Origin of the sequence: Glaciecola sp. HTCC2999 (genome assembly GCF_000155775.1) — a bacterium.
GTDB lineage: Bacteria > Pseudomonadota > Gammaproteobacteria > Enterobacterales > Alteromonadaceae > Opacimonas.
This window is the reverse complement of the sequence record NZ_DS989811.1, coordinates 63,245-83,736: the sequence shown is the minus strand read 5'-3', so window position 1 is coordinate 83,736 and position 20,492 is coordinate 63,245. Positions and strand designations below refer to the sequence as shown.

General features: G+C 42.3%; 15 protein-coding genes. 3 read left to right on the top strand and 12 right to left on the bottom strand.

Features of this window, described 5'->3' with window-relative positions:
- Window positions 1–13: 13 nt before the first annotated feature.
- Window positions 14–763 (bottom strand): sortase-associated OmpA-like protein PdsO, encoded by a 750-nt coding sequence (gene pdsO / locus G2999_RS12595; protein ID WP_010179154.1) that lies wholly within the window; start codon window positions 761–763, stop codon window positions 14–16.
- A 209-nt stretch (window positions 764–972) separates the two neighbouring features.
- On the opposite strand from pdsO, the gene pdsR reads away from it, so the two are divergent.
- Entirely contained in the window at window positions 973–1,680 is a 708-nt protein-coding gene (gene pdsR, locus G2999_RS04420; RefSeq protein WP_010179152.1) for a proteobacterial dedicated sortase system response regulator, read from the top strand.
- The gene (pdsS, locus tag G2999_RS04415) at window positions 1,677–3,890 is read left to right on the top strand and encodes a proteobacterial dedicated sortase system histidine kinase (RefSeq protein ID WP_010179149.1); all 2,214 of its coding nucleotides are present in this window, start codon (window positions 1,677–1,679) and stop codon (window positions 3,888–3,890) included. Before pdsR ends, pdsS begins: the two co-directional genes overlap by 4 nt.
- 65 nt (window positions 3,891–3,955) lie before the next feature.
- Here the strand turns inward: pdsS and G2999_RS04410 are convergent, their stop codons facing one another.
- From G2999_RS04410 to G2999_RS04380, 7 genes are all read right to left on the bottom strand, one after another.
- Complete coding sequence (locus tag G2999_RS04410) at window positions 3,956–4,825, bottom strand: Brp/Blh family beta-carotene 15,15'-dioxygenase (RefSeq protein ID WP_010179147.1); 870 nt, start codon at window positions 4,823–4,825, stop codon at window positions 3,956–3,958.
- On the bottom strand, window positions 4,813–6,006 hold the full coding sequence (locus tag G2999_RS04405) for a lycopene cyclase family protein (protein ID WP_010179145.1): 1,194 nt from the start codon (window positions 6,004–6,006) through the stop codon (window positions 4,813–4,815). Before G2999_RS04405 ends, G2999_RS04410 begins: the two co-directional genes overlap by 13 nt.
- Window positions 6,007–6,008: 2 nt before the next feature.
- A complete protein-coding gene (locus G2999_RS11835; RefSeq protein ID WP_010179143.1) occupies window positions 6,009–6,947 on the bottom strand; it encodes a phytoene/squalene synthase family protein in 939 nt (312 codons plus the stop codon).
- Complete coding sequence (gene crtI, locus G2999_RS04395) at window positions 6,934–8,457, bottom strand: phytoene desaturase family protein (protein WP_010179140.1); 1,524 nt, start codon at window positions 8,455–8,457, stop codon at window positions 6,934–6,936. The genes G2999_RS11835 and crtI overlap by 14 nt, the downstream gene beginning before the upstream one ends.
- Window positions 8,454–9,332 (bottom strand): polyprenyl synthetase family protein, encoded by an 879-nt coding sequence (locus G2999_RS11830; RefSeq protein ID WP_010179138.1) that lies wholly within the window; start codon window positions 9,330–9,332, stop codon window positions 8,454–8,456. Before G2999_RS11830 ends, crtI begins: the two co-directional genes overlap by 4 nt.
- A 57-nt stretch (window positions 9,333–9,389) precedes the next feature.
- Window positions 9,390–10,088, bottom strand: coding sequence for a bacteriorhodopsin-like (locus G2999_RS04385; RefSeq protein WP_010179136.1), 699 nt, complete (start codon window positions 10,086–10,088; stop codon window positions 9,390–9,392).
- 389 nt (window positions 10,089–10,477) lie between these two features.
- A complete protein-coding gene (locus G2999_RS04380; RefSeq protein WP_010179134.1) occupies window positions 10,478–11,701 on the bottom strand; it encodes an NADH:flavin oxidoreductase/NADH oxidase family protein in 1,224 nt (407 codons plus the stop codon).
- Window positions 11,702–11,827: 126 nt separating this feature from the next.
- Here G2999_RS04380 and G2999_RS04375 point away from each other — a divergent pair, with 126 nt between their 5' ends.
- Complete coding sequence (locus G2999_RS04375; protein WP_010179132.1) at window positions 11,828–12,340, top strand: DUF3087 domain-containing protein; 513 nt, start codon at window positions 11,828–11,830, stop codon at window positions 12,338–12,340.
- An 89-nt stretch (window positions 12,341–12,429) separates the two neighbouring features.
- On the opposite strand, the gene G2999_RS04370 is transcribed toward G2999_RS04375, so the two are convergent.
- The 4 genes from G2999_RS04370 to G2999_RS12880 all read right to left on the bottom strand — a co-directional run bounded on the left by G2999_RS04370 (window position 12,430) and on the right by G2999_RS12880 (window position 20,480).
- Complete coding sequence (locus G2999_RS04370; protein WP_010179130.1) at window positions 12,430–14,235, bottom strand: SWIM zinc finger domain-containing protein; 1,806 nt, start codon at window positions 14,233–14,235, stop codon at window positions 12,430–12,432.
- Between the two features lie 86 nt (window positions 14,236–14,321).
- Window positions 14,322–16,445, bottom strand: coding sequence for a S9 family peptidase (locus tag G2999_RS04365; protein WP_010179128.1), 2,124 nt, complete (start codon window positions 16,443–16,445; stop codon window positions 14,322–14,324).
- A gap of 76 nt (window positions 16,446–16,521) precedes the next feature.
- Complete coding sequence (locus G2999_RS04360; protein ID WP_010179127.1) at window positions 16,522–20,106, bottom strand: glycosyl hydrolase; 3,585 nt, start codon at window positions 20,104–20,106, stop codon at window positions 16,522–16,524.
- Window positions 20,107–20,345: 239 nt separating this feature from the next.
- On the bottom strand, window positions 20,346–20,480 hold the full coding sequence (locus G2999_RS12880; RefSeq protein ID WP_156780212.1) for an NADP-dependent isocitrate dehydrogenase: 135 nt from the start codon (window positions 20,478–20,480) through the stop codon (window positions 20,346–20,348).
- Window positions 20,481–20,492: the final 12 nt, after the last annotated feature.

Sequence of the window (20,492 nt, the reverse complement as noted above, 5' to 3'; positions counted from 1 at the left end):
TTTTCCCCTTAGTCTAATTAGACGCCGTCATTGTCACATTGGGTGCCAAATCAATTGTCACGCGTCGATCAAAGACTAAAGATTCATCCCAGTTTGATGTTTGCAGTGCTCTGGCTTCACCTAATGCAATCGTTTTGATTTGATCCTCAGAGACACCTTCCTTGACTAACATACTCTTCACCGCTGCAACACGCGCACTAGATAACGCTAAATTATCATCATCAGTACCACGTAAATCTGCAAAGCCAGTCAAAGTTACTTGCAACTGCGGTTGTTTAGTGAGTACCTGAGCTAATAACGCTAACTGTCCATGATATGCACTAGCAACCTCACTTATCCCTGTGGTGAACTGGATATGGCTCTGCATTTCAGGAAAATCAAACACACTTGGCGTGGTGTAATTCACCTGTTGAATAACAGGTTCATCCACCATTTGTTGTAACTGTGCAATGGTTTGGGCTTGGGTTTGATGATGATCATATGCAGCCAATAAATCGGTTTTTAATGTAGCAATGTGTTGATCATCGTTATGCTCTTCAACCATCAACACGCCCAACGTTGCACCAATGATAGCACCAACAGGGCCACCTAATGCAGCTCCAGCGACTAGCCCTGTGCCAAAGCCAATGTTGGTATGAGTGGTAGCCGGTTCATTTTTATATGTCGTCACAGCATCTGCAACCTGGGCACTAGCTGATATTGAGGTGAATGAAAATAATGTCGAGACACAAAGTGCCAATGCTGAATGTGTAAATCGTTTCATATGTGTTTCCTTTTCAAAAGTAATCTATGGTTTGTCGTAAATGACACACATAGTAAAACACGCAGATCGGGCTTTTTTTGGCTCAGAACATGGCAATCTTGCGATCAATTGTGGCGAAAAAATGGAAATATCCCTACATCATTCACAATCACTTTTCATCGCGCAATTTTTGGGTATAGTGAATACAAGCAGTAAACGAACGAGATACCATGAAACGGATCGCCTTAGTAGAAGATGACTTAGCATTACGCGAAAACTATATCGCTGCGCTCACCCAGCATGGCTATCAAGTTGATGCTTATGCGTCACGCCAAGCCGCCCACGATGCGTTTAATCTAGCGCTACCTGATTTGGCGATTATTGATATTGGACTGGGGGATGAAATGGACGGGGGCTTTACCTTGTGTCAGCCGCTGCGCTCACTTTCCACTACATTACCCATTATCTTTTTTACGGCGCGCGACAATGATGTCGATACCATCAGTGGGTTACGACTTGGCGCAGATGATTACTTAACCAAAGATATCAGTTTAATGCATCTACTCGCGCGTATCGCTGCATTATTTCGTCGTACTGCTGCCTTACAAGAAACCTCTGAAACCAACACTTCGCATGACACATTAACCGTCGGTGAGCTCGTCATTGATACCTTGAGAATGACATTGAGTTGGCAGGCCCAATCTATTGATTTAACGGTTACTGAATTTTGGATGCTCCATGCTATTGTCAAACATCAAGGCCACGTAAAAACTCGCCAACAGCTCATGGATGAATCGCAAATGGTGGTGGATGACACGACGATCACCTCGCATATCAAACGGATTCGTAAAAAATTCAGCGCCATTGATCCTTCGTTTGACTATATCGAAACTGTTTACGGGATGGGTTATCGCTGGAAACAAGGCGCTCAATCATGATATTCCGGTTAGGCTTACGCGCAAAACTCCTCTTCTTCTCGGCGTTTCTCTTTTGTATACCCTATTTAGGCTATCAATATGTCGGTGAGTTGGAGACTTATCTGCGGATTGGCCAAGAACAAACCATGGTGGGCACAGCCCGTGCCGTCGCCACGGCTTTACATGAACGTCCGGTGATATTTACCGAACAATCAGCTCTGGTCAACACTGTTAAACCAGGCACAGATCTCTATGCTCACCCCATTAAATATCCTATCCAATTGGATGGGCAACTGACCGACTGGGGAGATTATCAGGCGCAATTTATGCATTATGGACAGGCTCACATCATTGAACAGCAACCTGGGCAAGATTACGATCCGACATCACTGAGATTTACCCACATGGTGGGACAGTATGGTCGCTATTTGTATGTGGTGTTTGATGTACTTGACGACGAAGTGATCTTTCGTAATGAAAATGCGTTGAGGATCGATCGTAATGATTTTTTACAAATCGCCATGATCAATGCCACCGGCCAATTTCAACGATATGTAGTTGCGCCTTATCAGTCAGGTTGGGTCAATGCCTATTTACTGGATAACAGTGAAGAAACGTTTGTGCCGCTTAAACTAGAAACACGTATTCAAGGCCAATGGCTACAATCATCTAATGGCTATCATATCGAGATGAGGATCCCGCTTAACATGCTAGCGAGTAACATTGCTTTTGCAATTACTGATGTGGATGATCGCATTACCCGCCAACATGAGCTCACTATTGGAACCGCTAATCCAATGCAATCAGATGCGTTAGGCACTGTACTCATCCCTTCACCTGAAATTGAACAAATTCTCCAAGGGCTCCAATACGCCAATGCTAGGGTGTGGGTAGTGGATAAACACAAACGTGTATTAGCCCGTTCGGGAGATATTCAAAGTGCTCAAGGACTAGATGTTACAGATAAATATGACAATGCTAACAGCCGATTCTCTACAGTAGCTTCCTCAACTAAGGAAGAGTCATCTCACATACTGAGTCGCATTGTAACTCATATCGAATCAAATTGGTTACTTCCTTTGTACTATACGATATTGAGTAAACCGCCAAGCTCATTTGTAGATGATTTAGCAGATGCCTATCAACTCGTGGGTAGTGATATTGACAAAGCGCTCACCGGGAAACCCGAAACCTTATGGCGGGTCAGTAGCGACAAACAAGCCGTCATCCTATCTGCGGCACATCCTATTTTTGTCGCTGGGGAAGTCATGGGAGCGGTGGTAGTTGAGCAAACAACAAACGGCATCCGTACCTTGAGAAATAGAGCATTAGAAGAACAGTTTCATTTTTTCTTAAGTGTTTTAGTGTTAGGTACTTTAGCACTGTTTATCTTTGCGTCACGGATCTCCTCACGTGTCAGGCGTTTACGCAATGACACAGAACAAGCCATTGATGCCCAAGGCAAGATTATCGGCAGTATTCCCAAGCAAACCGCAGGTGATGAAATTGGCGATCTGGGTCGTAGTTTCGCCCAAGTCCTTGACCGATTAGCCCAATATAATCACTACTTAGAAAATATGGCATCGCGCCTATCACATGAGCTCAGAACACCTGTCGCTATCGTCAATTCATCGTTGGAAAATTTAGCAATAAGTAACACAACCAATCATCACGATAATGTGTTTATTCACCGTGCTCAAGATGGCATTAAACGCCTAAGCTTGATCTTAAATAATATGAGTGAAGCCACACGCTTAGAGCATACGCTCAAAAGTAGCGAACCTGAACCGGTGAATGTGGTGAGCTTGTGTGACAATGTCCTTGAGAACATGCGTATGACAAGTCAGCGGCATTTTGTATTGGATAACCAAATTGATTCTGACACTACACTCCAAGGCGCACCAGAACTTTTTGCTCAAATGCTCGATAAAGTGCTTAGTAACGCTGTAGATTTTGCTCATGCTGATAGTGATATTAGATTAGCCTTAACCCAGCAGACAAACACATTATCTCTAAGCATTACCAATACAGGTCCACTGTTACCCGAAGGTATGCAATCTCAGCTCAAAGAATCCATGGTGTCAGTGCGCAACAATGACGATCAACAAGTGCATTTAGGCTTGGGCTTATATATCGCTAACATGCTGGCGTTGTATCATGGTGGACAAATGAGAATCGACAACACGCCAGAGAATGATGGCGTGGTCGTCACATTTATTTTTAGCCTGTAAATAATTTTAAGAGACAGACATAATATTTATGTTTATATATCAGCGCCATTTGCTCAAGCCTTAAATTAGGTTTTAATAAAACACTTTTCGACTAACAGCATATGCGGTACGGTCAGTGCAAATAACCCTATAAATAACCATGCATAAATCCCAACATCAATCTGATAAACATCACTGAGCCACCATAAGGCACTCAATAGCATCACTGTTGCTATCATAATTGCCATCAATTGAAATAGCATTTCAATTCGTTTCATCGGTACTTTTATCACAAAACGTCTGACATATAATGGACTATGTATGATACAAAAATACGCAGTAAAGTACTGCAAAATCCCACCTTGAGTTAATATAATTAGTAAAGCAATTAACTCTAAGTACAAAACTATGTTTTCGCGTTTATATCCAAATAACACGAATGCCGATGCTGCTATTGCACCGAATTGACTCGCAATAGTCACTATTTCAATTTGTCCCGTAGTCAGCCAAAGTACGGATAAGATGTCATTAAATTCATTAGGTTTAAATAAAGCCGGCATCGTTATAAGCCATACTGCTATAGCACAATGTCGCCTATCACCCACGTCAAAAGACCAGTCTTCAGAGAAATGCCATACCGACATAAACATAAACAACAAGAAACCGCTAATGGGGGAAAGTAACCATAATCCTATACTCAATAACACTATCGCCAAATAAAACAGTAAAAATTGGATCTTTCGAGATATCGAAACTAAACCAAGTCCATTAACCGCTAAAGAGTAATCAAGTGCGCCATGGGGGACTCCAAGTACCATGATTGAACAGATCATGATAAACATTACAGCTGGGTTATCAACGCCAAGATTGATGTGAAAAAAAGACAATAACAAACATGTTGATGCAACAATGACCAACAGGACACTTTGCCATTGGCGAAAAGCTAATCTAACCATGACCACCACACAGCCTTAATAAATGCCCACTTAGGCATTGCCATGATGACTTTTAACCATATGCGTAATGGCGCTCGATGAGACATGAATTGAGCAAACTCACTCCCCGTTAATCGATTAGCCATTCGCAAAAATATTGTCGAACTCAACTTAGGATAACGCACTAATACCACCAACAAAATATTATCCATCCATTGAACCCAACGAGAATAATGTCGAGTATGTAGTAACGGTTTTGTAGACAATTTATCCGTGTGTGATAACGCTTTTCCTGTTTGATTTGCCCACCTTTGAATAGTTGCAAAACCATATCCAGATGAACTGCGTAAAGCACCACTAATATTTCCCGCTAAAGTAATGTGGTGATGGGTTTGTGATCTTGGTGTTTGGTGACTTACTACATCCCACATAGGCAAATGCCCATACTCAATAGCTGTAATTGTTATATCATTTAGAGAAGGAGTGATTTTAGTTTGGACAAGACGTTGAGCAGCATGGGTTGATCGCTCAGTTAAATAATCTCGTGTTAATGATTTGCTGGTAAAATAAGTCACCTCAACAAGAGCTTGATGAGGGTTTTGTGGAATAATATAAGTAAAATAAAACCCATTCTCATCTTGAGACATGTCTGACATTAGTGTGGCATGTGATTGTGTATTCACATCAAACAATACCGATGATGATGACACCATCACTCCGACAAAACTCTGCCACAAACCATAACGTGGCCGAGTAATTTCAATTCCTAACCCGACTGTATCAATGATATGACTGTGGGTGATAGCGGATAAATCATTAACACTCAGTGCAGCGCCTGTTAGTAATTGAACATTTGAAGATGCATGGATTTTCTGTATTGCGTATGAATAAAAATGTTCACTGCTGATTGAATAATAGGGATGTGAAGTTGAGGTATGACAATAACAATGACGTGCGTCTGATATGGACCATCCAGGAAATGTCTGCATTGATAGGTTTGTTAATAACGCTAAATCACTTTGACTAAACCAGCCAGACCAAGTGCGGTCATGTTCATATTGTTCGCGGCGCTCAATTACAAGCACTTTGCCCGCATAATTATATTGAAGTAGTGCCAATGTTAAGGATAACCCTGCACAACCACCTCCAATGATAACTAAATCAAATTCACTAAAATCGATAGCTTTTGAGGTCACAGTCACACTTAAGCATCACTTTGATATAAATGTCTAAAACTATTATGAAGTTCAGCCTGATGAACATCACCATAGCTATTTAATGGATTATAGAAGGCTCGTTTTAATAAGACACCCAATTTATGGCGATTAGAAATGACCACTCGGCCATCATCAAAAGCATAGTTTTGACGGGCAATTTCGACACCAATTTCACGATATAAATGTAAAGCGCAAAACATTGCATAGCGATTTCGGCTAGGTATCGCTTTTAAGCCAATCTCTGCAGAACAATAGTATTTTTCAGCTAAAGTTAAGCAACGCTGTTGAGCCTGTTGGATAACTAACTTCTGGGTTGGCGATGGATAAATTATATGTTTTGGTGATAAGCCACCTAACCAGGTTTGAGGCAAATATATTCGACCTTTATGAGCATCTTCTAAAATATCTCGTGAAATATTGGTCAACTGCATCGCTACGCCTAAATCTATCGCAAACGCCTCTGCTGTTCTGGGTGCCTGTAAAATAGGACACATCATTAACCCAACAGTACCCGCAACACGGAAGCAATATTGCAATAACTCATTCTCATCCGCTTTAGTCGTTTCGGTTAAGTCAGATGCCATCCCATCCAATAGCCCCGTAATTGCGATATCACAAATTCCATAGTCGGCTTTTAATTGTTGAAAACTTTGAATTGATGGTAATCCACAGTTTGACTGAGAAAGTGAGGATTTTAACTGTGTAAGACGTGCTATTGCAGTATCAGTATCAGGTGCTTCATCGACTAAATCATCACAAATACGACAAAACTGATACAATTTTGCTGCGTCAGTCGCCGTTTGTCGCGCTAACATTCTCTGAGCAAAACGGAACGTCTTCCCATGCTGAACGAGCGTCGTTTGAGCATCAGCAAATTCGCCAATCGCATCGACGAATTCGTCATAACCTAATTCAGCGGATGCCATGAGATAAGCTTAATTCAGGTGTCGTTGAAGGTACCTTTTCTGTGATGGGCTCAACTAAATGCTCGATCACCTTTGCAGAACATAATACGCCCGGCATACCTGCCCCAGGATGAGTGCCTGCACCCGTTAAAATAACATTATTCAATCCTTCTGCTTTATTATGATAACGAAACCAAGCGGATTGAGTTAATGAAGGCGCAATAGAGAAACCTGAGCCATGCATCGAATGATAATCCGTTTCAAAATCATTCGGCGCTTTGTGGAATTGTACTGTCACATGTTCTTTAACGCCCGGTAGCATCGTTTTGTCTAAAGCATCTAAAATACGTTGAGCGTATTGCTCTCCAATTTCATCCCAGTCTTGTCCCCCTTGCAAATTCGGTACAGGTGCTAGGACATAAAAAGAATCACATCCTTTGGGAGCAAAACTAGCATCAGTCGCAGTGGGACGGTGGACGTATAATGAAAAATCATCTGCTAATACTTTTTTATCAAAGATATCATCTAACAACTCACGATATCGTTTACCTAGCCAAATGGTATGATGCGCAACATCAGGATAGGTATTGTCGGTGCCAAAATATAAAACAAATAAACCCATCGAATGCTTAGCTGTTGCAGTTTTAATTTTTGCCGACAACGCTTGTTTGTTTTTAGGAATAACTTTTTTGTATAAATACGAAGGATCCATATTAGATACCAACATATCACACGAAAATTCACTTCCATTAGCGCATTTAACCGCCGTCACTTGCTTATTCTGGTAAACAAATTCAGTGACATCTTGATTTAACTCAATACGAATGCCTTGTTCTCGCATTAATACTTCAAGACCTTGAACAATCGCACCAGTACCACCTAATGCAAAATGGATCCCCCATTCACGTTCAAGGAAATGAATCAAATTATATATACATGTGGTGTCAAAAGGGTTGCCACCTACCAGTAAGGGTTGGATCGAGAATGCTTGTCTAATTTTGTCGTTTTTTAAATGGTCGCAAATAAGTTGCCAAACCGATTTGTAACTTTTTAAACGCATTAAATTTGGAATTTGGGACAGCATGGATGAGAATTCATGAAACGGCTTATCTGCTAATTCTGTGAATCCTACATCAAAAATATCTTTAGACGCGGTCAGCAAACGTAAATATCCGTCTTTATCTTCAGGCGCAATGCGTTCAATTTCAGCTAATGTATCTTCGACTGTACCACCATAATTGAAATGGTCACCATCAGGATATTCAAACCGATACCAAGGTTCGACAGGCACAAACTTAATATAATCTTCTCTGGATTTGTCAAATAGCGTAAAAAGCTCATCAAATAAAAATGGGGCCGTTACTACCGTTGGACCGGCATCAAATAGATAACCCTCTTTCTCAAAAGTTCGCGCTCGGCCACCTAATTGCCCTTGTTTATCCAACAATGTGACATCGTAACCTTTCGCTCGCATGCGCAACGCAGCGGCTATACCACCGAAACCAGCACCTACAACGACTGCTTGTTTCATATCTTCACCTGCTGCGCTTTAAGTTGTAATTGGTCAATGCAATAATCAATATATATACCAGCATAGTTAGGCACTAATGCTAAGTTAGCACGCGCTTGGCTTAATAATAATTCGACTCGCGATTTCGCGTATGCGCTCGCTTCTTGAGAAGACATATCTCTCATTAATAAATTAACGAGATTTAACGTACCTTGCTCAGCATCAATTTGTGTATCAAATAAGTCATCCACAATTTGGTAACTAAGTGCAAATGGTTCAATGCATTGTTTCATCCAAACTTGTGTTTCATCGTCGTCATAACCTGCTAACAACAAAGGAATGCGAAGGGCTAATCCAAGTAGTGGACCCGATTTATTAATCGCAATGGTTTCATAATCTTGAGAAGTAGTTCGAATATCAGTACTGGTAATATCACTCGTTTGTCCGCTAATCGTTTGAGTAATAGACTGATGCACTAATTGTATTAATCGTTGAATTTGGGTTGGCTGTGAAATATCAGCACAATGTGAATACGCTTTTGATAAATAAAAATCACCTGCACACAACGCAGGCCCTTCCCCGAATTGATGCCACAGAGAAGGCTTACCGCGGCGATGTGGTTCTCGATCTTGAATATCATCATGAATGAGAGATGCGGTATGTAAAGTTTCTACAATCGAGGCAGCTGCAACAGCGTCTTGTTGGCGTAAATGTAATGCATCACTGGCATATAAACTGATTAATGCACGTGTCGCATTACCCTGAGAAGTCCCGTGATATTGAATCATTTGAGATAAAAGTCGGTCATCGTGGCTTTCATCTATTGTGCTCATGTTATGCTGGACTAATGCTAACGCATCGCCAATGTGGTTTTTTATTATTGAGCAAACATGCATAGTTTTCACCTCAGTATGTATGGCAAAAGGAGACAATACTCCTTTTGCCATCGTTCATTAGGCTTTCTCTTCAGAACCAGATGTGGCGGCTGCCCAGATGACAACACCAAATGCAATCTTATTGACAAAGTCTGCTAAGTTGTAGACTAAGTTAAGTGCATCATCGGTACCTTCAGCGGTATACCCTAATACGTAACCAATCGGATAAATTGACCAACCAATAGTCACAATTAAACGTAACGCATTAAAGGCTTTCTTACTGGCGGCCGTGCCATTCGCAGCACTGATCTTACTGGCTTCACCCACAAATACTTCATAGATGATATATAACCAACCAGCCATACTAATAACGAATGCTAACCACACATTCATTGTGCCAATTTCACCGAAATAACCAAATATTAACATCACTAATGAAGCTACTAACAACTTCCAGAATAATGCTGCACGCACTACCGCAATAGCAGTGAGGATCAGGTAAAACTCGATGATTTGTAGTGGAACAGTCAATAGCCAATCCACATATCTAAATGTGGTTGGGCTTTCACCTGTCATAATCCACACTTCACGCATGTAAAAATAATGAAGTGCAGCGATACCGGTAACTAATGCAGCTACTGATAATGAGGTTTTCCACTTACCTACAGCACGGTCTCTTTCCATAAAGAAAAAGAATGTGGCAGCAAGCATCGCGGCAGAAATAATCCAGAACGACATACCTACGTAGTCGGTTGGATTCAACATTACATCTTTCATATTAACTCCAGATAATCTTAGTGAATCCGAATTTCGTTATTATTATTTACACGAAACTACGGAGAACATGTAGACAAAAAACATCTACTGATATTACTGTTATCATTCCGATATATGTATGAAATGATATTGTATTTACGGAGTCATTTTTATGTTAGATCAACTATTTGTTTACAAATGTTACAATCTATTTACATTTAAATATGCAAAACCCATATAAATAATAGGGTTAAGCAGTATTTATTATTTATAAATATTTTCATTTATTTAGGTAAAAATCTGATAATAATCATCTTTTGTAATCAATTATTTACAAATAATTATTTCGAAAATAACGTACACTTCAAAGGTAATTTAGGTGCTTTGAACAGATAAGGTTTTCAATGACATTATCTTTGTCTCTTATTATATCGCTTCGTTAGTTTTGCCTTGCGTAACTGATCCTTTATTAAGCTTAACACTGGTGACATGAACACTTTAGGCGCTTTACCTCGGCCAATACGCTGTAAGTTACGCTTAATCATCGCCATGACGGCTAAAGCTTGTAAGCTCTTATTGCGCCATGATACTTGAGGTTTCGGTGCTTGATAGGCGGGGGCATTTTGCCAATGATTCGGTAAATCGGGACGCATAGCCAAAGCGGTCGCTAAACCGACTAATTGCACCCCATCCGCTAATACTTGCTGAGCTGTCTTAAGTTGCGTAATCCCGCCTGTTGTCATGATAGGTAGGGAAGTTTGTTGGGCGATCGTTTTAGCAAACGCCAAAAAGTAGGCCTCCCGCGCTAGAGTGCGTCCATCTTTAGTCATCCCTTGCATTGCTGGTGCTTCGTAACTGCCACCCGACAACTCCACCAGATCAATGCCTTTTTGTTCCAACATCTGTACCACACCCAATGCATCGATTTCATCAAAGCCACCGCGTTGAAAATCAGCAGAATTCAGTTTCACACTTACCGCAAAATTAGGGGCCGTTCGTGCTTTGATCTCATCGACAATCCGCATTAACAAACGGGCACGATTAACCAAATCGCCCCCCCATTGGTCGGTGCGTTGGTTTACCAATGGTGATAAAAACTGGGCTAGCAAATATCCGTGAGCAGCATGAATTTGTACTCCATTGAAGCCCGAATGCTGTGCGTTGACTGCCGTATCACCAAAACGTGTAATCACGTCTTCAATTTGCGTCTCAGTCATAGCCTCAGGCTCGCCAAACAATTTGGATAATTTACCTAAATCCACCTTTATGGCAGAAGGCGCATACACCACACCATTCATATTGGCATAGACTTGACGACCAGGGTGATTAATTTGCATCCACACTTTGGTGTCATTAGCTTGTGCCGCTTTGGCCCAGATAATAAATCGCTCAAGTGGCGTATCTTTTTCTAATGCTACCCCGCCAGGTCCAGTCATCGCTCGGGCATCAACCATGACATTACCGGTTAATAATAATCCCGTACCACCGGCACTCCATGTGCGATACAACTGGATCAAGGTGTCACTAGGTTGCAACTGTGGATCAGAGAGATTTTCTTCCATTGCCGCTTTAACGATACGGTTTTTGACTGTTTGTCCGTTAGGAAAAGTGAATGCGGTGTAAGGTTGAGACATGGGGTAACCTGGTTTGTTGTTATTGTAAAATCATCATATCTTTCGTTTAGGGAAAAGTCTGTATCTTGCTCCAATTTTGTTACAATATTAACGGACATAATTGCTCTGAATAGGACACTAAATTACATGCAGCTCATCCAAATCGATAAAGCTCGCTATCGTAAACATTTAAATATCGTGATTATGATATGTATTGTTCTGCTGATTTCAGGCTGCCTAGGGATCTCACAAACATTAATTCAGCTTTACCCTGATCCGAGTGGCAGTCATTTCCATTGGAATTTAACCGGTGTCATCATCACCAGTATCATGATCGGAATTGGTTTAGTCAAAATAAGACACCATGCTTTTATGACTGAAGTGGTGTATGTTTGGGATTTAAAACAAGCCTTAAATCGCGTGACACGTTCAATGAAGAAGGTCAAAGCTGCCGCCGAACTCGGTAACTATGATGCTCTGCTGGCTCTGCAATTTAACTATGCCGGGTCGCGTTTATTATGGGAGCTAGATGATAATACGATCATTATGGATGAGCTGGCAGTAGAACAAGCTAAACTCGATGCCTTACTCACCCAATACAACATCAGTGTTGATGTGGCCGATTATTCACGTGATACATTAGATAAGATCCCCGAATAACCTCGACTTACCATTAATTAATCGTCATTTTGTTCATTTGTTTAGCAAACACAAGAATAACGATGATGTAGTGAAAAATCACTGGATGTTCACACTACAAAATGCTTTTTGATCATGCTTTGCAGTTGACGTTTACGGGCATAATCATAAGCGATTTCATTGATCAAAAATTCGAACTTGGCTTCGGCTTTGATACGCTTTGGTAAGAAATGCAATATATCTTTGCATTCCATCATTAAATTAATCACCCGTTTATAATCGGCTGCTTTGGCACTTTTGACCCAAATTTTGATTAAGCGTTCATAGAATTCAAAGCACCGTTCAGGCGCTTGTTTGACACTGACTTTAGCGACTTGGTGAAGCAGTTCGCGATCAATCGGGAAAGTGTTGGCATGCTGCATCGCTTTTTCTAGCTCGCCACTATATAGACACAGTTCGACAAGCGCATCACCGGTGAGTTTTTTCTCGGCCATTTTCGCCTCTAACTGCACTAGAGTTATCTCTAACCACTTAGCTTTCGTAGCAGTTAATTGTGATTTTTTCACTGTTTGCTCAATCAACACATTCATTTGAATATAGTCATCCAACACCAACGAGTGCATGTAAGCATGCCACTGTAATTCTATTGCCGTGTCGGGAGTGGCATTAAGCTGGGCGATTTGTACTTCTAGTTGCAAACATTCCGCGGTCCATCGAGACATTGTGTCGACCTGTTTTGCCTGCTTCAAAAACTCTGTTGCGCGTTGCGCGTCACCTAACGCTAATGCCCATTTTATCAGCGCAAGGAAGTCTTGTGGATGTTTTGCCAGTGATACAGATACGGAAATAGCCTGTTGGTATTCTCCCTGAGACTCATAGTAAGCACATAAATGTTGGAGTTGTTCTTGTATCACATCATCAGATAGGTCATTCCGCGTGACACTTTCTGCTAAGCCTTGGTAGAACGCCTCTCGCACCGCATCGTCATATTCACTGGATGCTGATACTAAAAACCGCTCTGGTATATTCTTAAACTCATGCACATCTAGCTCAGGCGTGTAAAGCTGTAACAAGTATTGCGCCTTAGTCTGAGCAGGCCATTCCAAACGTTGTACACTACGGGCAAACGCATCTTCTATCTCCCGCTCCAACACAAACCGAAACCCGCCACTATCATCAACTCGTTCAATGATCCCGTCGTAACGTTTGATAATTTGATAAGACAACGCATGGGCTTGTTCAGATGGCAAATGTGGCAATAACTCAAACAATGTAGAGAGTTTTTGTTGAGCTTGCTGGAAATAGGCGCGAACTTTATTGTATTGCCAAACATCGCGGCTAGGTAGCGCCTTAGTGATCATAGCTTTAAGCGGCGTCATCACTGACGCTTTTTTACCTGAGCGACTCACCGGAACGGGGATATTGACCACCGAATGGTGCCCATCTTCGTTGATTACGCCAAATTCCGAGGTGATTTGTGCCAATAACTGCCACTTGGTGAGCTGCTCTTCATCGGTAGCAATTAACTTGAGCAAAGCCTGTTTCGCTTCAATTTCACCGATATTCTCAATATATGCAGCAATGACATCTACCGCTGAACCACCTTGAGCGTTTTCAAGCTGTTTCAGTTTATCTGCATGATGTAGCGCTACTGCTACACAATGCTTACAAAAATCAAACCCCTCAGATGCAGGGCAATCACAACCTCCATCATAGCTTTTGGGATTCACGGTAAGCTCAACATTATAATGTTTTCCACCTAGCGATGAGGCGCTTTGTACCTTACTAGTAATGGTGTTACGGTTTTTGGCATAACTCAGGATAGCTTGATCGTTGAACAGGGCCTGACCACGCTCAAATGTCGCAGGTCCCGCTAGGCGTTCAATTATTGCTAGTGCCGATGCCGCATCCATCATGATAAGTATCTCGAAGTAATTGATATAAATAAAAAAGCGCGACCCAATCATATCAGGCCGCGCTATTTACTCTAACAACAAACTATTTAATCGTCAGATTTTTCTTCATCATCGCCATTTAATAACGACTCAATATCCAAATCAAACTCAGGCATTGCATCAGTACGAGACGCATCAGCCGCTAAATATGTGTTCATCCATCGCATAAGACGCAGTGCATAGTCATATTGTGACGCGGCTTTACGGTTACCATGCCCTTCATTCGGATAAAAGACTAACCTTACTGGGGTTTGCGTGCGCACTTTCATCGAACGAAACAGCTCCATTGATTGGCTTGGATGGACACGGGTATCTTTTTCACCGTGTAAAATAAGCGTCGGTGTCGTGGATTTACCCACATGATATAGTGGCGAGCGCTTCATCAAGTTCATCCAGTTATCTTCCCAAGGCCACTTCAATGAGTGCACTAAGTGCATCTCATTCGGGATATCCGAAGTACCAAATTTAGAGACTTGGTTTGAAATACCGACAAAGGCAACCGATGCAGCAAAATGCTCGCTTTGTGCCGTTGCTCCCCACATAGATGCATACCCACCATACGAACCACCGGTAATGCCGACGCGATCACGATTCACTATCCCCGCTTTCACCAGCGCATCCACACCGTCTACTAAGTCATTGAACTCTTTACCGGCATAATCGTTTTGATGCTCTTTAGCAAAGGCAACACCACGGCCGGTAGAGCCTCGATAGTTCGGGTAATATACCGCATACCCTTGGGTGGCACCAAACTGACCAGGGTTTGAATAACGCGTGATCCAACCATCACTAAAGTGCGCTTCTGGCCCGCCGTGTACCGTTAAAATTAACGGCCATCCGCCTTTAGGCACATCGCCATGTGGCGTAATTAATAAGCCTTCAATATTACGACCATCTCGCGCCTCATAGCTAAAGGTAGTTTGTTCAGCGAGTTTCACACCATCTAACCACACATTATGATGAGATAATTTCTCTGTGCCATTGGCAGTCACAGCAAATACTTCACGAGGATGTTTAGGGCTATCAGCGATGAAACGAATGACTTTACTTGAACCTGTCCCACCAATATCAGCAGCACGCACCGCAATATCATCAGGTGTAGGCAAGATGGTTTTTTCATTGCCTTTGGTGTCATACACGACTAGCTCAGTTTCTACACCGCGATGAGCCACAGCCAAAATATCGCCGTTGTACCAATCAATATCTTGAATGTGTTGCAATGTATCTGGGGTTAAGCGCGTAAACTCGTTGCTGTTGGTTTTCGCGATAAATAACACACCCGTCGCCGTATCATGAACGTCGGTACCGGCCAAAAAGGCCAAGTGCTTGTCATCATCAGAAAATTCAAAAGCACCTAATTTACCAGGAATATCGATGTGTTGTTTGACCTTACCCGTCGCCGTTTCCAATATCACTAAATCACGGCGCATTAATGAATCATCGACGAGGTTTGTTGGTGCGACCGCAGCGGTAATATGTTTGCCATCATTGGATAACTCAAAATTTGATACATGCCCACCATCTAATAGGACGGTCGCCTGAGCATCTTTTTCATTTAACGCAACTTGCCATAATGACGCCAACCGGACGTCTTCTTCATATGCATAGGCGGCAAACCCTTTTTTACTTAGATCCGGTGTCTCGTCTTTGGGACGCGCGACAAAATACAAGGTATTACCATCATCAGACACGGCATAATCACCGATACTGGTGTCATATTCAAATCGCTTAGTCGCTTCACCACCAGCTAACGCAATCGAATAAAGCGACGTATTTTCATCGCCATCACGCTTTGATTTAAAGAAGATATGCTGCCCATCGCCGCTGAATGTTAACGCTGATACGCTTCCTTGGGTGCCAATGAATTGTACCGGCTCACCTTGGATACCGTTCACTGTGCGGATAACAAATAAATGCGTATCTGGACTACCGTTATCATCGCCTGCCTTAAGATTGCGTGGTTTAGATACGGTGTACGCAGTAACACTGCCATCCGGGGACACCGTGATATTGCCGGCGTTTGCCATATGGGCTAGGTGGTCAATCGTGAAGGGGGCCTTATCAGCAGATTTAGCGCTGTGATTGTGTGCCAGTGCTGGACTAGCAGAGATAGCAAACAGTGCTGTAAAAGCACTGGCTAGTAAGTTACGTTTAGTAGGGATAAAAAGCATACACGCTCACTCCATTGTATTTAAATTATTTAATTTATATACGCAGAAGTGAACGGTTTTGGTTCAAAATGCTAGGTTAGCGACTCTCCATACCAAAGGTATTTGGCGCGGCAGTGACAGTCACCCCATCACTAAACGTCACGGTAAGTGGGCTCGTACCAAAGTTATATACTACATAATTCATTACGCCATCTTTGATAAATGCCATTGCCGCAGGATAATCTGCTGTCAACGTCCCTAAACCTGTTTCCATTGTGCCCAGGGCATTAAACGTGTTGATCCAATGATAGGTGTGAGCTTTACTTTCACCTTGCTCTGGCACGTAGCTAGTGACGGTGTTGTAATCATCAATAGCAGCCTGCGCATCATTGATTGCCATTAGATTCCACCAGATATCACGCCATTGATCCGGTATCAATCCTGAAGGCATATTATTACTTGATTCGGTTAAACCGACTTGTACATAGTCAGCCATGTATTGCTTATGCAAGCCAACATGTAAAATTAATGGATTCGTCGGTAAACCTTGAATACCTAAAATATGGGCATAAGCAGCACTGAACCAAGTAGAAAATACCGCGCCATCACCCCAAATAATCGAAGTAGTGATCTGGTTATAACCTGGTAAGAAATTATCTGCATCACTGCTGACATTATTATAGCCATCAATGTTATTCCAATATTCCCAATACGTTGCGCCCGTTAATGCATGCAGATAAATCCCGCGATCTACTAAATCCTGATCTCCAGTATGTAAGCCAAATAACACCATCGCTCCATAGGCGTTGGCTGCCTCTGAAGTAGATTCATTGTTATTCCCTCGAGCAAAGTTGGCCGTACCAGAAGCCCATGAGAAGCCATTAGCTGGGTCAAAATGACGTAAATACGGAAACTGTGGATCATCTCTATCTGCTGCATAGTCACGGATCAATAGTTTGACCATCGCCCCATATTCATCATCACTACACCACTGCGCATCATGTCGACAGACCTCTGCAGCCGCGCGGACAAAATATCCATAATGAAAGTGATGATCGTTGAGCTGTTGATGTGACGCAAACGATTCTTCCATGGCGAGCACCGTATTCCACTGCTCGTCATACATGAAGTATTTATCGCTATCTAACGCGCCATCGGTCTCTGCTGTAAACCAGTCTTCCAGTTCTGCTTTAAGATAAGTGAGTAACTGCGCTTTTTGTACCGTTAACCCTGCAGTATCTGCGATTGCTAACAGTTCAGCCACCTTAGCGTAGTTTTTACCTGACCAATACGCATCTCGTTGTGTTTCACCATTACGTGTATTCCAGGTGCTCTCTGGGGTATTAACAAACTCATTAACTAGCTGTGTCAACTTTGCTGTATCCATGCTATCAGGCAAGGTCGGCATCGTCGGTAATACACCGATATACGGTAATTCATAACTAAAGCTCGTCGTTGGAGCAAACTTAATCATCCCTCGAGCACTACGTACTTTATAGTTAGAAGTCGTTGTCGTAGAGTTTTTCCAATGCAGCGGGAACATGCCTGCTAATGTCTCAATTTCATTACCATCACGATTCAAATACGCATGCGTTACACTGACAGAGTTATCACTGCGATCGATACTGTAATCAACCCGCACACTATCCACTACATTACGTGCGTATTGAGCAAAATAGGTGGTCATCGCAGTATTTGGTTCACCGGCAGTTTGCGGTAATAATGCGACAGTGAACTCACCGGCGGTATTGCTGGCCGTAATCGTATTCCCATCGACATTAGTAAAGGTAGTGTTACCCTCACCCGTGATCAAGAAGTTGTTATGATTACCCGCCACACTTGTCCACACACCTAACGAGTTCTCAGCGTTATAAAATACCCCTTTCTCACCACTGTTTTCACGTAAGGTTTTGAGAACTAAATCACCCTCTAAGGCTTTGAAATAAATATAAGGTGAACCATGCACAAACGTTGCTTCTAGTACAGGTTCGTTATTGCTTTGCCATTGGACAGTGATTGAACCATCAGAATGATCTTTAGCAAACGCTTGTAAGTCAGTGTTAATTGAACTACCAACTGCCATACCATCAAAGACCTCACTGAATGGGTCAGGAATAGCATACATAAATCCGTCTGAAGTGGTATTAAGGCCTGATGGAATACCCATAATACGTACACCACGGTTATTGACACGTGCAGTAATTGGATCCGGCGTGATATATGCTGCGCTATTCGGATCGCCAAGTTGCATCTCACCTAAAAATGCAACAGAACCCCACCAGCGATGGGTTGCCAAAGGCTGCGCAGCTGCTTCATCTACCACTTGTGGCGATAACGGTGTTGGGTCACCCACAGGTGTTTTCGTAGCAGTAATACAATCACTCACGCCAGGTTGAACGACACCAGCACTGTAGATCCAATTACCATAATCAAACACGCAGCGATAACTAGCAGGGTTAATCGTATCTGAATAGCTACCTTTACCGAGTTTTGTCAATGTATATTGAACATTATTCGTTGGCGGAACAGGCGTAGTCACCGAGTCATCAACCGTATCAACGAAACGAACGTTGTCGATTAAAAACGTAGTATTAGTTCGATTTGCCGCCCAAATAACTAAGCCCGTATTGACCTTAGTAATATCTAAACCGGCTGTCTGCAACTGACTCATCGCGACTGTCATTGTGGTCCACTCGTTCGTCGCCACTTGGCTTAAGCTTTGATCCCCCGATGTACAAGGGTAGACACAATCAAGCTTCATAATGATGTTGCCAGTACCCGATACCAATTTAATATCAAAGGCAATACCGCCGTTGGCATAGGCCGCTAAATTCTGCGGGGTATTACTTTTGAAAAACAGACCAGCCAATTGGGCACTAGTATGCTCAACTTGTAATACATCACCACGATCGGTATCACTCACGACTGACCAATTCATGCTTGGACATGCTGCACCACCATCGTTATTACATTCACCATAGTTGATAGCTTCGTCAAAGGCATTAATGCCTCCATCCCAAGTACTTGTTACAGAGCCGTTTTTAAACACGCTTAAGTCATTTTCTGTATTGGTGGGTGGTGTGACAACAGGCGCGACTACATTCACGGTAATGGAATCGGTCGTAGCATTTCCTGCGTTATCTGTCGCGGTGTAAGTTAACGTATAACTACCTACATCACTACCAACGGTACCGCTGGTAATCGCTAAGATAGTGCCATCGACATTATCGGTCGCTGTCGCACTAGGAGGTGTAAACGAATCACCTTGAGTGATTTCAAAAGTACGTTGAGAGCCGGCTATCGTTAACACTGGCGGAGTAGTATCTGGAGCAGCAATGACATTGACAGTCACTGTCGCCGTAGCCGTATTATTTGAATTATCAGAAGCACTGTACGTTAAAGTATAACTACCTACTGCGCTGCCTACACTGCCAGATACTGACACCGTAACATTACCATCTACTGCATCATTGGCAGTGGCTGTTGGCTGAGTAAAGCTATCTCCTTGGGTGATTTCTATAGTTGTTTGTCCACCCTCAATGGTAATCACTGGTGCGGTATTATCTGTTGGGGTGCTCACCGGTGGTACTGAAGGTGCATCATTACCACCACCTCCGCCACAAGCACTTAATATCAATGCGGTTAATGCTAGACCCGATAGGCGTGAAATAGAATTTTTCATTACGTTTTAACTCTTATCTTAAATGGATTTTTTGACTTAATCTTATAAATTCAATTAATGAAAAGAGTAATTTATTAAGAAATGTAAGCGCTTACATTTCAATTTACATTTATTTAACCGTTTTGTCAAATCTTCTATACATTCACTTAAACCAAATATATAAGTTAAGCATCAGGCATTACACATAAAAAAAGCACCCCGTAGGGTGCTTTTCGATATCAAACTCACTTAATTAATCATTAGCTTAATTGCGCTAAGATGCCGTTAAGTGTTGCACTTGGACGCATCGCTTTTGAAGCAAGCTCGGCGTCTGCAAAGTAATAACCATTGATATCCATAGCAGGGCCTTGAGCATCATTTAGTTCAAATACAATCGCTGCTCATAT

What these genes read in the sequence shown, in the direction of transcription:
- G2999_RS04385 (WP_010179136.1), bottom strand. Translation starts at nt 10,088, where the DNA reads ATGAAAGATGTAATGTTGAATCCAACCGACTACGTAGGTATGTCGTTC.
- G2999_RS04370 (WP_010179130.1), bottom strand. Translation starts at nt 14,235, where the DNA reads ATGATGGATGCGGCATCGGCACTAGCAATAATTGAACGCCTAGCGGGA.
- G2999_RS04365 (WP_010179128.1), bottom strand. Translation starts at nt 16,445, where the DNA reads ATGCTTTTTATCCCTACTAAACGTAACTTACTAGCCAGTGCTTTTACA.
- pdsS (WP_010179149.1), top strand. Translation starts at nt 1,677, where the DNA reads ATGATATTCCGGTTAGGCTTACGCGCAAAACTCCTCTTCTTCTCGGCG.
- pdsR (WP_010179152.1), top strand. Translation starts at nt 973, where the DNA reads ATGAAACGGATCGCCTTAGTAGAAGATGACTTAGCATTACGCGAAAAC.
- G2999_RS04380 (WP_010179134.1), bottom strand. Translation starts at nt 11,701, where the DNA reads ATGTCTCAACCTTACACCGCATTCACTTTTCCTAACGGACAAACAGTC.
- G2999_RS04375 (WP_010179132.1), top strand. Translation starts at nt 11,828, where the DNA reads ATGCAGCTCATCCAAATCGATAAAGCTCGCTATCGTAAACATTTAAAT.
- G2999_RS11830 (WP_010179138.1), bottom strand. Translation starts at nt 9,332, where the DNA reads ATGCATGTTTGCTCAATAATAAAAAACCACATTGGCGATGCGTTAGCA.
- pdsO (WP_010179154.1), bottom strand. Translation starts at nt 763, where the DNA reads ATGAAACGATTTACACATTCAGCATTGGCACTTTGTGTCTCGACATTA.
- G2999_RS11835 (WP_010179143.1), bottom strand. Translation starts at nt 6,947, where the DNA reads ATGGCATCCGCTGAATTAGGTTATGACGAATTCGTCGATGCGATTGGC.
- G2999_RS04360 (WP_010179127.1), bottom strand. Translation starts at nt 20,106, where the DNA reads ATGAAAAATTCTATTTCACGCCTATCGGGTCTAGCATTAACCGCATTG.
- G2999_RS04410 (WP_010179147.1), bottom strand. Translation starts at nt 4,825, where the DNA reads ATGGTTAGATTAGCTTTTCGCCAATGGCAAAGTGTCCTGTTGGTCATT.
- crtI (WP_010179140.1), bottom strand. Translation starts at nt 8,457, where the DNA reads ATGAAACAAGCAGTCGTTGTAGGTGCTGGTTTCGGTGGTATAGCCGCT.